Genomic DNA, 18,803 nt, shown 5'->3' on the forward strand with positions numbered 1-18,803 from the left:
GGTAGGTATTAGTTTAGCTGAGCTAACTAACCGTTATCACCAGCTTAACCATGCTTACTCACTATCGCCAAACCTGGGAAAGGCTACAGTTATACCCTTCCCTCAAGCACCTGTTAGCGCCACTTCTGGTGCTTCTTACCTGTTTTCAACTTACCGCCCAGGACTATCCCGCCGATGGTGGGCAGCTAGACCCGGTCACCATCAGTGAAGAGCGCGCCCGTGACCTCATGCGCCAGCTCACCGACCTGGATGCTTTCATGCATTCGGTAGGGATCGAAAACATCGCCAAAGACGAACGACTGGAAGCCTTCGCCACAGGCTTTGCCGAGCGCAACCAGATAGAAGTCTTCACCATCGGCTACATCGATAGCGACGAGCTCTGGCCCAGAGTATTCCGCAACACCCGCCTCAAAAAGCTCAACAACACCTCCACCGATCAGCTACTGGCCGCTCACATCCTGTTCATCCCTCAGGACGATGGCTATACCGTAGAGCTCAAGCTGGAGGGCAAAACCACGGAAGTATACCAGCTACTGGACCTCAGTGAAGAAGAAGTAGAGCTGATCGCCAAAGAAACCAGCGACCAGCAGCTGGGCAGCACCGTCTATGCCAAGCCCAAAGAAGCCCGCGAGACAGTGGTGAGCGCCATGATCGCTGCCTTGCAGCGGGTGGAGCAGCAGACCGATCCGGTAGCCCAAAGCATTACTCCGGTCACCTTTCAGCCAGCCACAGATCAGAAGTACGGCTTTGATGCGCCCATTCATGAGCAGCTAGCCGCCGACTACCCCACAGTGACCATCGGAGGGGAGACCCTTCGCACCTCGTGGAAGTCCCTCAAGCAAGGCACCCCCGACCCGGTCATAGCCAAAGATGATGCAGGTCAGGAGCTCACCTTTGAGTACAATGGCGCCCCTCTAACGGGCAGCAGCACCGGAGGTACCTACACCCTCCAGCCTGTAGGCGGGGCAGATGGTTCCACCGGTGAGCTGGTTGCCAAAGTAGGTGAATACACCGCAGGCGTCCTGCAGACGGTCAGCTATGCGGAGGTATTGACCAAAGTGACCATCGTGCCGGTAAATGGCGCGGGGGCAGGCATTACCCAGAGCCAACTACAAGCCCGCCTCAACGAGATCTATGGTCCGGCAGTAGCCAGCTGGCAGGTGGAAGTGATGGCAAACCAGACCCTCACAGGCTGGGACGAAGACGGCAATGGCCTGGACGATGGGCAGACCGGCATGCTGTCCAACTACACCGGGGAGATGAACGCCCTGATCAAAGCTTTCCGCTCCAAACACCAGCGTGCCAAAGACACCTACTATGTCTTTCTGGTTGCCAAAGCGGAGAACACCAGCAAGCTGGGCTACATGCCACGTAAAAAGCAATGGGGTTTTGTCTTCACCAATGGCCAGAGCACTGAAGCGCTGACCAAGACCATCGCACACGAGCTTGGTCATGGTGTATACCGACTGGAGCACACCTTCTCCGAAAAAGGCCTGCCCAAAGGCCAGACAGACAACCTGATGGACTACTCCAGAGGCAAGGAGCTCTACAAATACCAGTGGGACTATGTCCACGATCCGGCCAGTGTTGCGACTTTGTTTGATGATGAAGAGGATGGGGCGTATACAGATATAACATTGTTTGTTGACTATCTGGGCCGCAAAGATGTTTTTGTCCATGATGATATGTTTACCGGCAATGATGTAGTATTTCTTTCTCCTGCCGGGAAGCCAATTCAACTTCCGAAAACCATCGTTCCTTCATTTACTGGTTCCATAAAGGATCAAGAAGGAACCACATATGATTTAGGAATCCCACGTGGTGTGCTCCTTGCATTTAAGGATGGAGCGGACATATATAGTTCGAGTTTTTCTAAGGTTGATGGTCAGTATATATTCAATGGGTACAAACTAAATGGCAGCGATCCTGCCAGTTTTAAGGTGACAGCTGCACCAGCCAGAACTGAAAGCATGGTGGTGATTGGAGCTGAAGACGAGTATTGCTTTTTAGGCATCCATTCAGGCTATATCACACATTCCAACTACAGTTCTGAAGACGACTATCAAGCCACAGGCCCAGTTATCACAAGTGCTATTTCATTGAGAAATCAAGAAACGCAGGGCTGGATACGGATAGACAAAGGTTGTACACGGGATATTGAATTGGCCACAGTTTCTCCCAGTTATAATGACCTATTGGTCAATGGATTTGTCATCGTAAACCCCGCAGACCCAAACGGGGTTATGTTCGCTTATTCTCGTGCTGTTGAAGGTTATGAAGCTGGAGAAGCGACAGGTTATATCTATCGTGTACATAACCATGAGGACGGAGGGGATGATTACTTCAAATGGACTGGATCAGTTTGGGAACGATTTGAACTAAGCTCCGAAAATCAGCTAGACCCGTCATCAGAGGTGATGAGACTTGCTGAGATTTGGAAGGCAATCAAAGATGATCCGGTACATGCGTCGTTGGAATTGGCCGGATTCATACCTCTGCTTGGTATGGCTGCTGATGGTGTCAATGCAGTGGTTTATTATGTAGAAGGAGATAGATTGGCTGCGGTACTATCGTCAATTGCAATAGTCTCTAGTGGTGTGGTCGTAGGGGTTAAGGCGATAGTCAGAGTGGCTAAAACCTCCAGATCGATACGTTCTACGCTGGTTCTTTCAGATCAGTTTTCCACTGAGATGGAAGCTTTGATTAGAGGTGCCAAAAAGAGTTTTACGGGGAACCCAGAGGCCTGGTATAATCTGCAGGTTGGCGTATTAGAACTGGCCGGAAAGCATGGGGATGCTGGTATGCAGCCCTTGATCAGTCTGTCTGGAAAGATGGAAAGCCAGCTGGACTTCTTGAAGGTTGCTAACAAAATTAATAGTTTTGAAAACTCAGGAGATTTCCTGAAGGGTCTTCAGAAGGAAGACTTTCTTGAGTTTATCGGTAGCAAAGGTGAGGCTGGCGTTGATGCGTGGAGTTCCTTTAAAAAAGCAGGGCTTGATGACCTTGCCAAAAACATGGATAATCTTGATGTATTAAATAAAGCCCTAAAGCAGGACGGGTATGATGCAGCATATTTTGAGAATCTGCTGATGTCTAAATCAGATCCTCAGAAATTCCTTGACGATTATGTAAGCAAGATTGGCGATAATGGCAAGTTTGTGGATAATGCCTTAGAAAGTGACTATGCCAGTTACCTGACCAGAAAAGCCAGGGAAGGTAAGCCTCCGAGGGATAGAGCGGATTGGAATCATACACGGGACTACATGTTGAATGACTCGCCTTTGGCCAGAGGGAATAACTTCAATCGCAAGGCATGGGATGAAGAGTGGTATCCATTTTGGGAAGTCTACCTAGATAACGGGAAATATTTGGATGGCTATAATCCAATAACTAAAGAGGTGGTATCAAGGAAAGCAACAGATTTGGTAGATGTTAGTGAATCAACATTTAGAAAATATCTCGACGAACTCATTGAAAAATACGCTCCGCCAAGAGTCATAAAGTCTCAGAAGCCTGGTTATGAAAGCTTATTTGACCAAGCTATTCCAAATGACGCTAAATTGATTTTGGAAATTCCAGAGTCTAACAGATCATTCTTTGATATTGATAGATATACCCAAATTGCATCAGAGAAAGGAATTACACTAAAATTTGTACCTGAATAATGAACAAAGAGGATTTCTTACAAGGGGAAATTGAGCAAATACTAAAAGACATTGACTTCATATCAAGATATGATAATATGTCAAACCGATACAATAAGAGAGATGAATCTTTTAATTGTCAAAATGATAGTGTGCTCCAAATAGCAAAAAAAATAGGGCATCCGATAAATTATTCAAAGTCTAAAGAATTTTACTTGGAAGAAGATCTGTCAGGCTTTAAGCTAAAGTTTGGCTTCACGATAAGGTTTAACTCATTTGACTTTGGATTATCCGTGATTCATGAAGGTAGAGATATTAAAAGTTCTGCCCCATGGGGGTTTTTAGTACAACTAATGACAGAAGGAGAGAAGAAAGTATCTAAAGCGATGTTCAAGGGTTATGATGATATTGAATCCATCTTACAAGAAGCCTTTTCCATCTATGATGATTTTAAGAAGGGGATATTAGCGAACCATGCATAGCAGCTTGGCTAAGGGTGTTATCTCAACTCTGTCTTTTTTCCCTTCCATGATCATACCCCACCTAGAGCAAGCGTTCGCTTGTGATCCTTCTTCATATCTTCCTCAAAACGAAGAATACATAGTTCGTTTACTAGACTCTCCTTTCTAAGGAAGGAGTTCCCAACTAGCTGCCGACTACCCCACGGTGACCATCGGAGGGGAGACCCTTCGCACCTCGTGGAAGTCCCTCAAGCAAGGCACCCCCGACCCGGTCATAGCCAAAGATGATGCAGATCAGGAGCTCACCTTTGAGTACAATGGCGCACCTTTCCGAAATGGGCACTCAGACGATTTCAGCTACCAGATGAAGTAAGTTTTGCCCGACTTGGGCCAAAAGGTTTGCGACGCATGCACTACGTAGCTTATCGCAAAGAGGACGCGCACAAGCATGCCATCAGTGATTTTGTGTGCAACTTAAAAGAAGAACGGTACGCTATGTAAAAAAGGAGGCCCGCCACAGGCCTCCTTAACCAACCAGTGATGTGCGCCAACGGAAATTGTGAGTAAGTTGCGCTCATCTTTTTGCCACCGAAATGGCACCTAACCAATACACCTGCTGTGTATTACTCTTCAAAATCGTTGACCAGCACCCAGGCATCTTCCACACCTGCTTCTCGCTGCTGCATCATGGCCTTCAATGCTTCCTGATAGTCCTCATAAAAACCCGAAGTGATGTAGTACAAGCCTTTGGCCCGATTGAGCACCAGTTCCGTAGACACTCCTCGTCTGAGAAAGTCTTTGGTGATATCTTCAGCACAAATCAGCCTGCGGCACGTGGCCACAATCACATAGTGTCCTTGTTTGATTTCTATTTTGTCAGACAGCAGCTCATCTTTCACCACAATCGTATGATCCCGGTCTTCCAGCTGGCTTTTGAGAATGGCTAGCTCTTCATTGAGTTTTTCCAACTCTTCCTCCTGTTTGGATGCCTTTTGTTCTGATTGAGTGGTCTGCTCATGCGCCACTTCGTCATATCGGCGGATGAGGTGATCAAAGCGGTTCATCAGGTTTCGGTAGTTTTCCTCCTCGTTTTTCTCTGCCGCCAGGCGGTTGTTGCCTAGCTTCACATTGTGGTGACGGCTCAGCGAAAAGCTGATCATCAGCTCATGCTTATTTTGTAGCAATCTGGAAACCTCTCCCGTAGACCACCCAAACACGTAGCCCAGCTGAATATTAGGCAAGTTGATACCCAGTCCCGCATGCTGGGCTCCGTTGGTGCGCGTACCGCCTTGTGCCCAGAGTCGGTCATTCCAGATGAGCTGCAGGGCCGCATCAAATACATTCTTTTGCTCCACTCGTGTGAAATACGCAGCATTGGGCCGCACTTTCCAGGCCGATGCTCCAAACTGATGGGTATAACCGGCGTGGAAGTTGGCCTCCTGCCACCTCAGGTCCTGACCATTCAGCATATTGGGCAGGGCGGCACCTACCTCCAGCCCGCGCCACAGATAGCTCATGCCATAGCTCAGTCTAAGCTCATCCTGAGAGATGTCATCTAGCGCCAGCACCGGATCTGACCGGTCTACATAAGGAGATAGGTTCAGTTTTTCAGTTTGAATCCGCACGCTGGAAAACCCCAGCCCCAATCCAAACCCAAGCTTTCCTCCATCGGCAAAACCCACCTTGTAGGCCAGCGATGCCTGACCAAAAGTCTGCTCCTGACTACCTACCACTTCTTTGTGGAAATTTCCCCCTGCGGCCAGATTTTCAAAAAATGCCGCCTCCATAAAGACCGAAATAAACTCTGGTGCCTCATAGGTAGATGATGGGTAGAGCGCACTCTGAAAACGCACCGAGAGGTCCTCATGGTTACCTGCAAAGGACGGGTTGAGGCTATACAGGTTGTTGGTGTACAGGTGATTGTTGTACAAACTCTGGCCATGGACTGCTCCGGCAGTCATCAGGCCTACTAGTAGACAGATTAGATTTAGCTTTTTCATTTGGCTATGGTTAGGGTTCCACGGTAGTTGATAGGGTTTTCGGGATGCTCAAAGCGGTAGTAATAAGTGCCAGGTGTCAGTGCTTCACCGGATTGATTGGTGCCAGACCAGTCATTTGCGTAAGCTTCCGAGCGAAAGACCTCACTACCGTTTTGGTTGTAAATCGTCAACACATAGCCTGCATAGAGGCTTACATTCTCGATTTCAAAGTAGTCGTTTTTCGAGTCGCTATTTGGGCTCAAAAAGTTGTTGACCGGCAAGATGCCCTCCTCCAGCTCATCAGATACAAAAACCTGCACCCATGTGCTGTTGGTCAGCGCCGGAGTGCCATCGTCGGTTACAGTCACCTGCAAGCTGTAAAAATCTCGCGTTTCATAGTCGAGCGCCTGCTGGCCTGCGACCGTGAGGTCTCCATTGGGAGCCAGAGAAAACGCCGGCTCATCCTCTGTCAGAGAAAACGTCAACGACTGCCCGGCATCTATGTCTGATGCCTGTAGCGTACCTATCAGCGTACCATTCTCACTGTTTTCCAGTACCTCGAACTCCTGAATGGAAATCATGGGAGCTTCGTTTACGTCCTGCACGTTTACCACAAAATCCTTCTCCAACACCAGTCCTGTATGGTCTGTGGTAGAAAGCTTGATGGTCAGGGCATTTTTGGTTTCGTAATCAAAACTTCTACTGGCGATCAGCCGGTTTCCCTGAATGTAGAAGGCCTCATTGGACTCATAATCCACGCCCGATAGCTGATAGATAAAGGTGCTGTTGGCATCCTGATCCACTGTAGAGAGCTCACCCACAATGGTGCCCGCTGCTGCATTTTCATCGATGGACAGGTTGGAAACCAGCAGATCATCAGGAGCATCCGGCTGGTCAATAACCGAAATCACAAATTCAGCGGTGGTAGAAAGGCCTCCGGCATCAGTCGTTTTCACGTTGATCGGGTAGCTGTCTTGCTCCTCGAAATTGAAGGGTGTGCGGGTTTTTAGCTGGGCTCCCTCGATCGTGAAGTAGTCATCACCGTCCGCAAGCTCATAGGTATAAGTATCGGATTTGTCCTGTTCGAGCGTAGTAAAAACACCCACCACAGACCCAGATTCAAGGTTTTCTTCGATGGTATTCATCGATAGTTCTATCTGCTCTGGAGGATCATTGGCGTCATTGATGGCTATGGTAAATGAACGCTCAGATGCAAAGCCATTATCTCCTGTAGATCTCACCCAAATTTCGAAAGTACTGTGTTTCTCAAAATCAAAAGTCTGGGCGCTTAGCAGCTGATCCTGGTCAATGCTAAAGCGGTCATTGTCTGCTTTTCCGCTGAGCAGCGTGTAGGTATAGTTGCCGGATCCAGCGGTAGAAAATTGGCCGATGACCGTACCTGTAGCTTCATTTTCTGCTAGCGACTGATTGCTCAATGCGATAGATGCCAGCGAAAAAACATAGACCGAGTCTATCGTCAACCCTCGTGCATCTGTAGTCCGAACCTCCGTTTCGAAAGGCCCGGTGAGGCTGGCAAAATCCGCATTGGCTAGCAGCCGGTTACTTTCTATCCGAAAGAGGTCATTGTCATTGGTACCCTCCACAAATGCATAGGAAAAGGTGTCCGCTTCATCTTCATCGTCAGTAGAAAACTTGGCGATGATGTCTCCATCCTCCACATCAAAAGCGATACGTGTTTCGCTCACATGCGTACGAATAGGGCGGTCATTGAGATCGTTTACCTGCCATTCAAAAGCTCCTTCCACCTGCTCTCCATCTTTATCCGTACTGCGCAGGCGTACATTGATCACCGGGTTGGTCTCATAGTCGATGAGGGCTGCTACCTTTAGTTGGTCTCCAGCTATAGTAAACAGCTCATTGTCGGCATCACCTTCCCCAGCCACCAGGCTGTAGGTAAACTGGTCCACGGCATCTTCATCTTCGGTTAGCAAGGTTGCCACCACATCACCTTCGGGCAGGTTTTCATCGATGGCCGAAAGATTGATCACCACACTCACCGGAGCGTCGTTGATATCGGTAATGTCGAGGGTGAAAATGGTTTCCATTTGCAGTCCACCACTGTCCGTAGACCTTACTCGAATGCTCAGTCCATCGGTATGATCTTCATAGTTGATGTCGGCAGCTAGCTGAAGACTGCTACCACTGATGGCCACCAAATCATTGTGGGTACTTCCCACTCCATCTACCAACTCGTAGGTGTAACTATCACGTGCGTCTTGATCTTCCGTTCGGAAAACCAACACCTCGGTACCCAGATCAGCATGTTCTGCAAAGCTTCCATTCGCTTCACTAGTAGCTACATTTACAATGGCCGTGGGCGGATCATTCGTATCCATTAGTTGCAGTGCTATGACTTCCTCCACTGATTCGCCATGGGAATCAGTAGCACGCATACGGATAGAAAGGGATTTGGAGTCAAACGCCTCAAAATCCAGCAGTGAATCATACAGCAACGCATTTCCCTCGATGGCAAACAAAAAGTTGTGTGTGGCATCTGCTCCCTCCACCAATTCATAGGTAAAGCTATCATCGGCATCTTCATCTACTGTTGTAAAAGTCAGCACCGTTTCGCCCACTACGGTATTTTCGAATACTTCATCCGTAGAAACCTCTATCGCTGTAGGGGTGTGGTTGTCACGAAATACTGTTGGACTACTGATCGTACCCGATGAGCCATTGTTTTCAAAATCAACTGTATCCAGTGCATTGGATAGCTCATCGGCACTGGCGTCATACATTTTAAAAGTCACCTCCTCCCCGCTTGCCTGCTGGCTAAAGACGGTGAGGAATACATAATAACGGTCGTTATTGGACTCGTAAACCGGCTGAGCCACACCACGGACTTCTCCGTCTACAAATGCGGCCACCTTATCGTTTTCGTCACGCGACTCTTCGCCGCTCATTACCAGCACCCCTGTAAAGTTCATGGAGTACTGATAGCCTGTAGGCTGCTCCCAATCAGGTGATTGGGCGGTGAGTACCACCGATAGGAGCATACCCAGGCATGTCAGAATTATTAATTTTTTCATCTCAAATTGCTTTAAGGTTAGGGGTTGGTTTTTCGATAGAGCTTCCATGGTGGTTAGTATTTAATGATCCTAAGAAGCTCCTGCTGCTCTCCCAATCGGACACGTATGAAATACATACCTGCCTGTACAGAAGTCTCACCTATTCGGCCATCCCACGTGATCTCAAAGGCTCCGGATGCTGACGACTCGGTATGTACAGTGCCTAACAGTCGACCACTGACATCCAGTAATTCAATGTGCAACGAACTGCCCGCACCTGCATCTCCCGTGATGGTCACCGTTTCTGTAAACGGGTTCGGGTAAACCTCAGACTGAGTAGAAGCTACGCTCATTACCCTGCTCGTAAACAACACGGGTTGGGTCAGACTACCTAGTCGCTGATCAGGCGCAAACGAAATATCCGATGGAGGATCTAGTGGTGTCAGGGACTGATTGAGCGCTACAAACTCTAGCTCGCCATGTGGACCATTACCAAAAATGGTAGTAAAATATAGCTGCTGGCCAGAATAGCCACCTGCTGGAAGTCCGTATCCTACCACTTCGCCTTGATGGTAAACGATGAGTGTATCCTCACCACTTCCCGGAAGCTGCGCTATGAGCGACATGTTGTTTGGATACTTGAAAACGTCTATGGCCACCGGCAACTCGGGAACCGACGTATCCAATCGACCGTTCACCACACTTTCTTTTGGATACACAAACTCGTCTGCCAGCGCGGCATGTAGCAGGTACCCTTCACCCGGCACCAGTGTCTCCAGACTTCCCAGCCAGCCATTCGCACTACCGGTATAGACTGCAAAAGCACGCTGACTTTTGATTTCGTCTCCCACCGTGGCATCATATGCCGAAAGGGCTTCGTTGAGGTTCATGTTTCGCTGGGAAATGAAGCTGATCCAGTTCCAGCCCTCATTTACAGAGATGGTCACATCTGCTGGGTCGGGGATTTCTCCTTCGAAAACAAACTCCCCAGCCCGATCCGATTTGAGCTTGTACATCTGATGACTTTGTAGTCCACCATTTGCGGTAAGCGAGCCAAACCAGCCAATGGTAGGATCATATTGATCAAAGACGTACTGACCTTTGAGCAGGTCTCCCTCCTGAGCATCAAACCCAGCCATGAAGCTATTGACATCCGACTGCTCGCTAGATTGCAGGTTGAAAGACACCCACTGCCAGCCTTTCTGAACCTGAAGCTCCTTACGCACATAGTCGGGCACTTCCAGCACTTCAGGACTAGCAGGCGTACCGTGCCTTTTGTCAGATTCAAAATCAAAATTAGGCGTGACGTTGGCATGTATGCGTCCTTCGGAGGCATTCCAAACGTAGAAGTCCACCTCTTCACCAGCAGGCACATTGCTATAGATAGAAAGGTATGCCTGATAGTTGTCATACGCTGCGATGTATTCCAGATGGGCTACTCCACGAACCTCACCATCCACAATAGCCGCCACAGCTACATCCTCATCACGAGACAATGCCCCCTCCAGCATCACCTGAGCTATTACACTCATGGAGTATTGGTACTCTGAAGGATTGACCGTCCAGTCTGCAGGAGGTGCCTGATATACTTTCAGGTCTAGTTCCAAGCGTTCATCATATCCAAAATCAGTACGCAGGTAGATGTCCTGATTGTACTTACCGATGTTGAGGCCTTTGTTGACCTCAAATGTGACCGGCACGCTACTGAGCGGTTCCACAGATCCTGAGGCAGGAGTGGCTTTCAGCCATGATGGCAAATTGTCGATGGTAAACTCCGCAATAGCTCCGCCAGTATTGGTCACCCGCGTCTCAAACGTCAGCGTTTCACCCAGGTCTTTCTCCAGACGGATGTCTTCCTGGAGCCATACGACCTGATTTCGATCGATGTATGCCGCCCAGGTTACTGGATATTGAAGCGAATTTCCATTCAGGTCTTGAATGTCCTTTACCGTAATTTCTAAAATGGTATTCTCAATACGCGCATCTGCATCCGTAGGGCTGAGGACCACTTTGTCACCATTAGACGAATAAGTAAAGTTTACTTTCTCCACCGGGCGAGGCAGTTTCACATTCGGAGCAATTTCCGAAAACTCCTGACCTGAGAAAGTCAGGCTTCCGTCGGCTGCATGATTGGCCGCTGTGGCTTTACTCACTAGTATTCCACCAACTTCTACATAAGATTCTCCAGGGTAGTACGCTACCAGTGCAGCTTCTTCACCTGTAAGTTTGTTATACTGGTCTTGCACAACCTGCGTCAGCGATCGGTTGGTATTCCAAATGCGCAGCTCATCCAGGTTTCCTGTAAAGTACTCGTCGTTTTCCTGTACGGACCCATCGAACCACCCACGGGCTCCAACCCACAGTTTGCTTCCGCTAAATCCTGTATAGCCAGCGGCTTCCACAGCATTGCCAGCTACCCCGTCCAGGAAGCCATTGATGTTGCCGAGGCGGTTGCAGGAGAGTGCTACATGGTGCCAATCCCCATCATTGATGGCTGATGAAGCCAATAAGAATGATTCACCATGGTTGTGTACTTCTAGTTTTCCATCTTCATTGATGCGTAAGTTCCATCCGTTTTGGTTGGAGTCTGTACCATTTCCTTTGCCAGTAGCCAAAATAGAGGCGTTGGTATCGGTGGTTTTCACCCAAAACTCAACCGTGAAACTTTGCTCAGCAGATAGGGCAGGTGCTACTGCCTCTGCATAACCAGAACCATCAAAAGCTATAGATAGTCCTGCCGGAAACACCTGCCAGGTACCATGGACGTCTGCATGCAGCAGTTTTACTTTTTCCTGTGCAATCGTGCCATGGGCTTCTTCCATTTGCCAGTTGGCCAGCAGCCCGCGTGAGGTTCTGGCCATACGTTTGGTAGCAGCGGTGTTTACATCAGCTACACTCAGAGCACGGTTCCAGATACGCAACTCATGGATATAGCCGGCAAAATGCAGCGACTCATCAAAGACACTTTTGGCCACAGCGATGGCTCCCTGATCTTTGTAAGCCGTCACAAAACTATTGTCTACTATGTCGCTGGTACCATCGATAAACAGCTCAGCATTTTCTCGATCGATATCGTAGACAACCGCGATGTGGTGCCACGCATCATCTACTATGGCTGTAGTGCTGGTAATTACCGTGTCTGCCAGAGTCAGGTATACATGCCCCGCAGCATCAAACCCAATTTCCAGTCCGCTCTCCGCACGAGTGCCTTGAGAGAAAAGTACTGCAGCGTTAGTATCATCTCTTTTCACATACATGTCGATAGAAAATGACTTGCGTGAAAGGTTGAGTCCTTCAGGAATTTGCATGTAGTCATCCACACCATCGAAGTGTACGGCAGCTTCATGGCGAAGGTCACCACCATTGAGCACCCCGCGGATGTCAAAGCTGGAGCTGGTCAAAATCCCGCTATTGATGGGTTCGTTGAACTGAATCATGAGCTCATCATTGGGTGACAACACCCCATCTGCAGGCGAAGGATTGCCAAAAGGATGCGGGTTTACCCGGTCGATGAGCCCGGAGTTTACGGCAGACTCGGCCTGCACATAGCCATCATTGGCCGGTACATAACAGCTCGTATATGCACGCAGGTCATAAGTACCATCCGGTAAATCTTTCACTGACCAGTCGTAAGTGATTACTGGATTGTCTCGTGGTATGAGCAATGCCTCCTCATCGTCTGACTCCCGATAAAAAGTCTCTACGGGAGTCCAGATAGAAGACTGGCTCGGCTTGTACTCCAGCGTGATGTGCTCAAACCCGGCATAGTTTACATTGAAGTCATTGATCACGATGGACACGGTATCTTCACTTTCAAAGTTTGCGGTCCAGAGGTCTGCAGGACGTTGGATAGACACATCCGTACATACGGGTAGAAAATGCGCCGATATGCTCACTGTATCGGTGATGTCTACATCGTTATCAGTAGGGTCGTACTGGCACAGCGAGCGGATCACGATTTTGATGTCTTCATAATCATACTCAAATGGCCCACGCTTCATGGTCAGCGTCTTGTTGATAGCGCCACTGCCTGGCACGAGGTATTCGCGGCTGGTGTTGAAAGTCGCCCCGTCGATTTGCAGGACGGCACCGTCTGGATTGGTGCTTTCTACTACTTCCAGGGTGTAGAGCTGGTCATCAAAGCTTTCGCTTTCGTTGGTCAGCGTAAGTGTAAAAACTGCCTCCTCATCTGCAGGCACATTAAACACTTCGGCTACAGCCACATCTATTTTTGGTTTTTCGCGCTGAAGCGTACCATTGCTGATCACAGTACCTGGCTGATAATATTTAGTGGTGATTTCCGCCTCATGCGGGCACATGGTCTGGCCACCAAAAATGCTAAACACCGGGCCATTGCCATTGACTCCAGGATAGACATCTACAGACATAAAATCTCCTACATCCGGATCGTTGAGCTCATAGGCGTAGGTAATGGTGCTTTCCTCAGTGATACTGCTAGACATGCCAAACGACTGCTCGAAGGCCGCGCTCAGCTCCATGGACATAGACACTCCATATCCATCCAATGATACCGAAGCACCTGCTGACATACCCAGTGCCAGCTCAAACGTAGTAGTCCGGGTACCACTTTGGGTAAAGGTCTTCTGGTTGTTGTAAACCGCACCTCCAGAAACACTGTAATTTTCCTTACCCACGCCGGAGTTGATAGCCTCTATTTTCTCCTGCTCATTTTGCGCGAGGGTTTCCTTCCAGAGTCTGATTTGCTGGTTGTACCATCGGATAGAGTCGATATCTGATGGGTTTGCTGGCGTAAAGACATAGCTCGGGCCGTCCAGGTCTTCCTCTTCGGTCAGGTATGGATCCTCCGAAGATACGGCTGCATCCCATACTGGATCGTCATTGTTGGTACCGTAATTGGAATGCTCAGGTAGCAGACGCGACACGTAGGCCGGATTGTTTTCCATCACCGTATTGCGCAAGGTGATGTAGTCTGGCAGCAAGTAGTTTTCGATATGGTTTTGGGAGTAGATAAAATACGTAGGCTCTCCATCAGGCACCAGGTAAAACCCGTACCTACGGCCCAGCTTATATTCTCTACCGTCTGATCCATACACTGACGGCATACCGTCTACGCACAGTACTTCAGTAAGGCCGCACAGCTCAGCTGGTATCAGCTCCAGGTTATCAGAAATACCATACCGGAAGTTTTCAGACTTGCCGATAAACAAGTCACCGTCTGCTCCCACATCTATAATGTCATCATTGGTAGAAAAGCTCTGTGTAAACTCATAAGTCTCAACCTTTTCCCCTTCAGTGCCAACCGAAGTAGACACGTTGAAACCTACCGTGGCTTCTGCTTTGATCTCAAAAATTTCTCCCACACCGCAGATACCTCCACCTACAAGTGTGTTGAGTCCGAGACCTACCCCAAGGTTCATGTTTACGCTAGACTCTGAGGCTATGCTCATGGACTCTGATTTGGTAAACGACTGTCCACTCTCTATGGTAGCGTAGCTTTCACTACCAGGAGGATCTCTGAGGATAAAATCTACTTTGTCTGGTGCTTTGGTGATAAAATTGGTATTGGTCCCTTTAGAACCTAGCACATACACCAGCTGAGCTTCCGATGCATCCAGCGGATTGGGCCAGGTGGCGGTATTGCCTCCTGCCTGCACGGAAATGGCCAGTGCTCGGGTGTAACTTTCTGCCGGGTCCGACTCATTGATATTCAAGTTGGGTTCATCCGCCGTAAAATAATAGGTGGTATCACCATCTGCATCGGCTAGCGTGATCTGATCGGTGCTACCTGCCGGGTAGTTGTTAAACGCGCCAAACTGATCATAGTAATAGCCTGGACCTACGGTATTGGAAATATTGATGGTGGCATCATTGAGCGGCACCACATCGTCTACACCGCTACCACTGTCGTAGTTGGTATAGGTTTCAAATACGGCGATCTTTAGTCCGTAGCGTCGGGCCATTTGGTATACAGGCATGCCCAGCTGATAGCCAGAGCCATCGGTCAGGGTCATGGTATATTCGGCACCTTCATCATCGGCAAATGTTCCCGTGCGTTCACCCAGGTACTGCTCACCTTCCAGTCCTTCACTGCCTTCTGTCACTTGAATCTGAGGAGCATTTCGGTAGATAAAGTTGCGCTTGAGATGGTAGGTGTACTCATCTACACGATCTACTTCACCACTGCCATTGTATACGGTATCACGGTCTACGAGATCAGCAAAAACCTCAGACAGTTCCAGGGTTTCCAAACCAGAGAAGGATATACCAGGGTTGTTGATCACGTCGATACCCGGGTCATTGGTGCCGGGTAGTTTAACCAAATAGTTAAGTGGTGGAAGTTCTACCTCATACTCTCCAGAATTCACATCGGTGACTACTGTTGTTTTGATTAGGCCATTTTCTGACACCAGGTCAAATTGCGCCTGCCCTATGTTATTAACTGACCGGTCAAAGCCTACAGGTTTTTCACCTTCACGAGTACCCCCTACCACACGACCTGCAATCTTGCGCAAGGTCTGGTCGAGCACCACGATGCCCGAAACGTCCTCCTGAAAATCATGTTTGGACCCATCCGGCGGCCACAGTCCATCGTTTTCAAAATCATGAAAACCTTTTTTGAATGACAGTACATGCTCACCGATAGGAATAGAGATATTAAATTCTCCGTTTTCATCCGTTTTTACGGCATTGCCTACTCCATCCGAAACCGGTATCCCATCCAGGTAGATGCCAACATCCTCAGAGCCCGCATTTTGTGATCCATAGTCAAATACAACTTTACCAGTAACCTGAAAGGAGGAAACATCTTCAAAGTCTACGCCATTTTGAACGGAATTTCCTTCGCCTAAAAAGACCACCTGATTGCCGGGATCAAACTCATGCACTACGCCCGCTAGTGTAATGGTAGGCGTTACGGTAAAGTTTTCACCTGTACCTGAGTAGTAAATACCTGCGATGGTATAGTTTCCAGCGTCATTGGTATAGCCAGAGTTGCCCAGCTGACTGCTGGTAGGGATGTCATTGCTCCACTGAGCCGTACCGATTTCTCCATCGTTTTTGTTGTAAACGCCGCCCGTATTGGAGGCGTCAAACAGGTAAGGCCCCACGCCTTCATTCATAGGCCAGTAGGCGCGCAGACTGTATTCGTCTTTGGCAAAATAGCGCCCATAAGTGCGTGCCACTGTCATGGAGTCCATCGCTTCCGCATGCAGTCGCACTTCATCGATATAGCCATGAAAATCATAGCGCGCATCCTTATACCCACCAAAGATGACGGACTTGCCATCACCTTGTAGGTTGCCAGTCATTGGGGTTCTGTCCACTTCCTGACCATTAAGGTAAAGGATTGCCACGGACCCGTCATAGGTAGTAGTCACATTGTAATAGTTGCCCGTTTCGATCACGTCACTCGCGTGCAATCGCTGCCAGGTGCCATTGCTTACATAAATGGTCAAATCACTACCGTCTGTGGATACTTCCCACAGTCCGTCTTTATAAAACACCACCTGCGTGGTATTAGCCGTGGTTTTAAACCAAACCGAACCGGTAAACTGATCTTCGAACTCCAATGATGTGCTATGAGGAACATGAAACTTATCACCTGCCCCAAAAACCAACGAACTACCAGAGAGCCCCGCCTCACGCTCGGCCACTACCCGCACATCGGGTACGGCTATGCCGCCACCATAGCTGATGTTGCCATTGACCACTGCTACAGGGCTGCGGAGCGAAACGCCATAAGCCACTCCCTGAGTAGGTTTGGTCCAGTCTGCAAAGTCTTGGCCATCGAGAAGGCTAATGTCATAAGACTGCAAATCCTCCAGGCCGCAAGTAGCCTCGGCTATCACAAAATACTCATACAATACGCCCGCATCTATTCTGGGGTCTTCAAAAGAGCGCACCTGTCCATCCAGAGTCGCGATGAGCTGAGGCACTACCGCACTGCCCAGCTCCCGGCGATAGATTTTCTGAAAATCCACGTAAGGCTCTACATCCTTCATGCTCCAAATAAGCTCTGCACGATCGGTGAAATATCCCTTGGATGTCTCTAAAAAATCAGGCTCATAGGCCAAAGACAAATCGGTAATCACCGAAATTGGTGCAGACTCACCTGAAGTGGTTTCTCCGCAATCATTGAAAGCGATCACTTCATAAGCATAACTCTCGCAGACTTCCGTATCAGTATCTAGATAACTGGTCGTATTGGGGTCGAGGGTGACCTCCGCTCTGCCGCCACCGGTACGGGTACGCACGAGCTTAAACCCTTTTTCATTGGTAATGGATTCGTCCCAGGTCACTTCCACACCATTGGTTTGTTGGGTAAGTGTCACATTGCTGGGTGTGGCATTAGGACTTGCCAGGGCTATCCCCAGTACTGATGAGGTATTGGTTTTGTTGGTAGGCCCACAGCTGTTGACCGATCGCACCCGGTAGTACAAATTGCGATCCCTGTCCTCAGCATCATTAATCGCGTGAGTATAGGAGCGAGCAGAACCAGCGGTAGTAGTCAACTCGTAGATGGTATTGGTATTAGTACCCCACTCAATTAGGAACCCATCAGAGGGATTGTTTTCATACCACTCCCAGGTAATATTGATTTCTCCACTACACAAGTCTTGTGTAGCCTGTATGTTGGTCGGCTCTGGCAGTAGCTCCAGATATTTTACGCGCTCCACTTCATCCGTGGAGAGCTGCTGCTCATGGTCACCAAAGTCATTGTTGACCACCGGGCGAATTCTGTAATAGTAATCATTGCACTCGTCTATGGGATTGGTAGCAGCATCATGCACATCATCATAACTCGCCAATGAAGGGGAGAGCCCAGAGGCTATCAGCCTGGGAGCTTCCTGGTCCGAATAGCGATAAAGGGAAAGGGTCACATTAGACTCAGAAGAGCCAAGGCAGTCGGCAAAGGCATCCCAGGTCACGTTGAAGCCCCGTGTGTTGGTAAGGGGAGAAGCGCGGGGCGGAGACATAGGGCCCATGAGTGGAAAGGAGAGATCTGGTAGCTGAGTTGTATTCCCAGTGGTCTCGCTATTTTTATCTTCCCAATCCATGTGCATGGAAAGAGGTACAGCGGTATTTCCATAAAAATCTGCCGGCACATGCCAGTCCCAACGTAGCACGGTAACGTTGCTTCTGCCGTTTACGGTTTCCACACGTACGTTGGTGACCCCCTCAAACTGTGCTACGCTAAACCCATCACCAGTTGGGTGATCAAAAACACTCCCCCGGTAATTTTGGCCATTATCTACATCATCCGTTCCATATCTACTCGCATCGTCGTTGAGTTTCAAGATTTCGTAAGACCCATGGCCCATGGCAAAATCCCACAACTCGTTGTGGTTATTAGCAGCATTAGCATCTTTCAAATAGATCACAAAGCGCATGAGGCCTTCGCACGGATAGTATTCCATGTTGTAGTACTCGCCTTTAGTAGCGTAGTAGTTGGTGACGCTGCCCGGATCCATCAGCGGCACGCTGATTTGTGGTTCGTTTTGGGCTGAGACCTGGAGGGGCTGCAGCCACATACTAAAAATACAACACGCAGCAAATAGGAATTGCCGCAGCTTTTGATGATTGGTGCTTGTCGATTGATTCATAATTTATTGAGGTTAGGGAAAAACATTAGTTAATCACCACGGATGACCACCTATAGATGCTGCCATCCGACGATTCAAAAAGAGCCAATAGAGCGTTTAAAGCCTA

General features: G+C 48.8%; 6 protein-coding genes. 3 read left to right on the forward strand and 3 right to left on the reverse strand.

Going from position 1 to position 18,803, the window contains the following annotated elements; all coding sequences use genetic code 11:
- The first annotated feature begins 50 nt into the window (after nt 1-50).
- The 3 genes from C7460_RS18775 to C7460_RS23865 all read left to right on the forward strand — a co-directional run bounded on the left by C7460_RS18775 (nt 51) and on the right by C7460_RS23865 (nt 4,478).
- A complete protein-coding gene (locus C7460_RS18775) occupies nt 51-3,665 on the forward strand; it encodes a hypothetical protein (RefSeq protein WP_115869675.1) in 3,615 nt (1,204 codons plus the stop codon).
- Entirely contained in the window at nt 3,665-4,126 is a 462-nt protein-coding gene (locus tag C7460_RS18780; protein ID WP_115869676.1) for a hypothetical protein, read from the forward strand. Before C7460_RS18775 ends, C7460_RS18780 begins: the two co-directional genes overlap by 1 nt.
- A 184-nt stretch (nt 4,127-4,310) precedes the next feature.
- Nucleotides 4,311-4,478: a hypothetical protein gene (locus C7460_RS23865; protein ID WP_170148102.1), complete on the forward strand. Its 168-nt coding sequence runs from the start codon at nt 4,311-4,313 to the stop codon at nt 4,476-4,478.
- Nucleotides 4,479-4,728: 250 nt separating this feature from the next.
- Here the strand turns inward: C7460_RS23865 and C7460_RS18785 are convergent, their stop codons facing one another.
- From C7460_RS18785 to C7460_RS18795, 3 genes are read right to left on the reverse strand one after another with little or no spacing between them, the layout of a single operon-like run.
- Nucleotides 4,729-6,105 carry a PorP/SprF family type IX secretion system membrane protein gene (locus C7460_RS18785; RefSeq protein WP_115869677.1) on the reverse strand — a complete coding sequence of 459 codons (1,377 nt, stop codon included), beginning with the start codon at nt 6,103-6,105 and terminating at the stop codon, nt 4,729-4,731.
- Complete coding sequence (locus tag C7460_RS18790) at nt 6,102-9,134, reverse strand: cadherin domain-containing protein (RefSeq protein ID WP_170148103.1); 3,033 nt, start codon at nt 9,132-9,134, stop codon at nt 6,102-6,104. The genes C7460_RS18785 and C7460_RS18790 overlap by 4 nt, the downstream gene beginning before the upstream one ends.
- A gap of 53 nt (nt 9,135-9,187) precedes the next feature.
- The gene (locus C7460_RS18795; protein WP_115869679.1) at nt 9,188-18,697 is read right to left on the reverse strand and encodes a LamG-like jellyroll fold domain-containing protein; all 9,510 of its coding nucleotides are present in this window, start codon (nt 18,695-18,697) and stop codon (nt 9,188-9,190) included.
- Nucleotides 18,698-18,803 lie beyond the last annotated feature (106 nt).

Origin of the sequence: Marinoscillum furvescens DSM 4134 (assembly GCF_003386095.1) — a bacterium.
GTDB lineage: Bacteria > Bacteroidota > Bacteroidia > Cytophagales > Cyclobacteriaceae > Marinoscillum > Marinoscillum furvescens.

Excerpts from the sequence above, each read along its gene's own strand:
- C7460_RS18775 (WP_115869675.1), top strand. The coding sequence starts at position 51 with ATGCTTACTCACTATCGCCAAACCTGGGAAAGGCTACAGTTATACCCT.
- C7460_RS18780 (WP_115869676.1), top strand. The coding sequence starts at position 3,665 with ATGAACAAAGAGGATTTCTTACAAGGGGAAATTGAGCAAATACTAAAA.
- C7460_RS18785 (WP_115869677.1), bottom strand. The coding sequence starts at position 6,105 with ATGAAAAAGCTAAATCTAATCTGTCTACTAGTAGGCCTGATGACTGCC.
- C7460_RS18790 (WP_170148103.1), bottom strand. The coding sequence starts at position 9,134 with ATGAAAAAATTAATAATTCTGACATGCCTGGGTATGCTCCTATCGGTG.
- C7460_RS18795 (WP_115869679.1), bottom strand. The coding sequence starts at position 18,697 with ATGAATCAATCGACAAGCACCAATCATCAAAAGCTGCGGCAATTCCTA.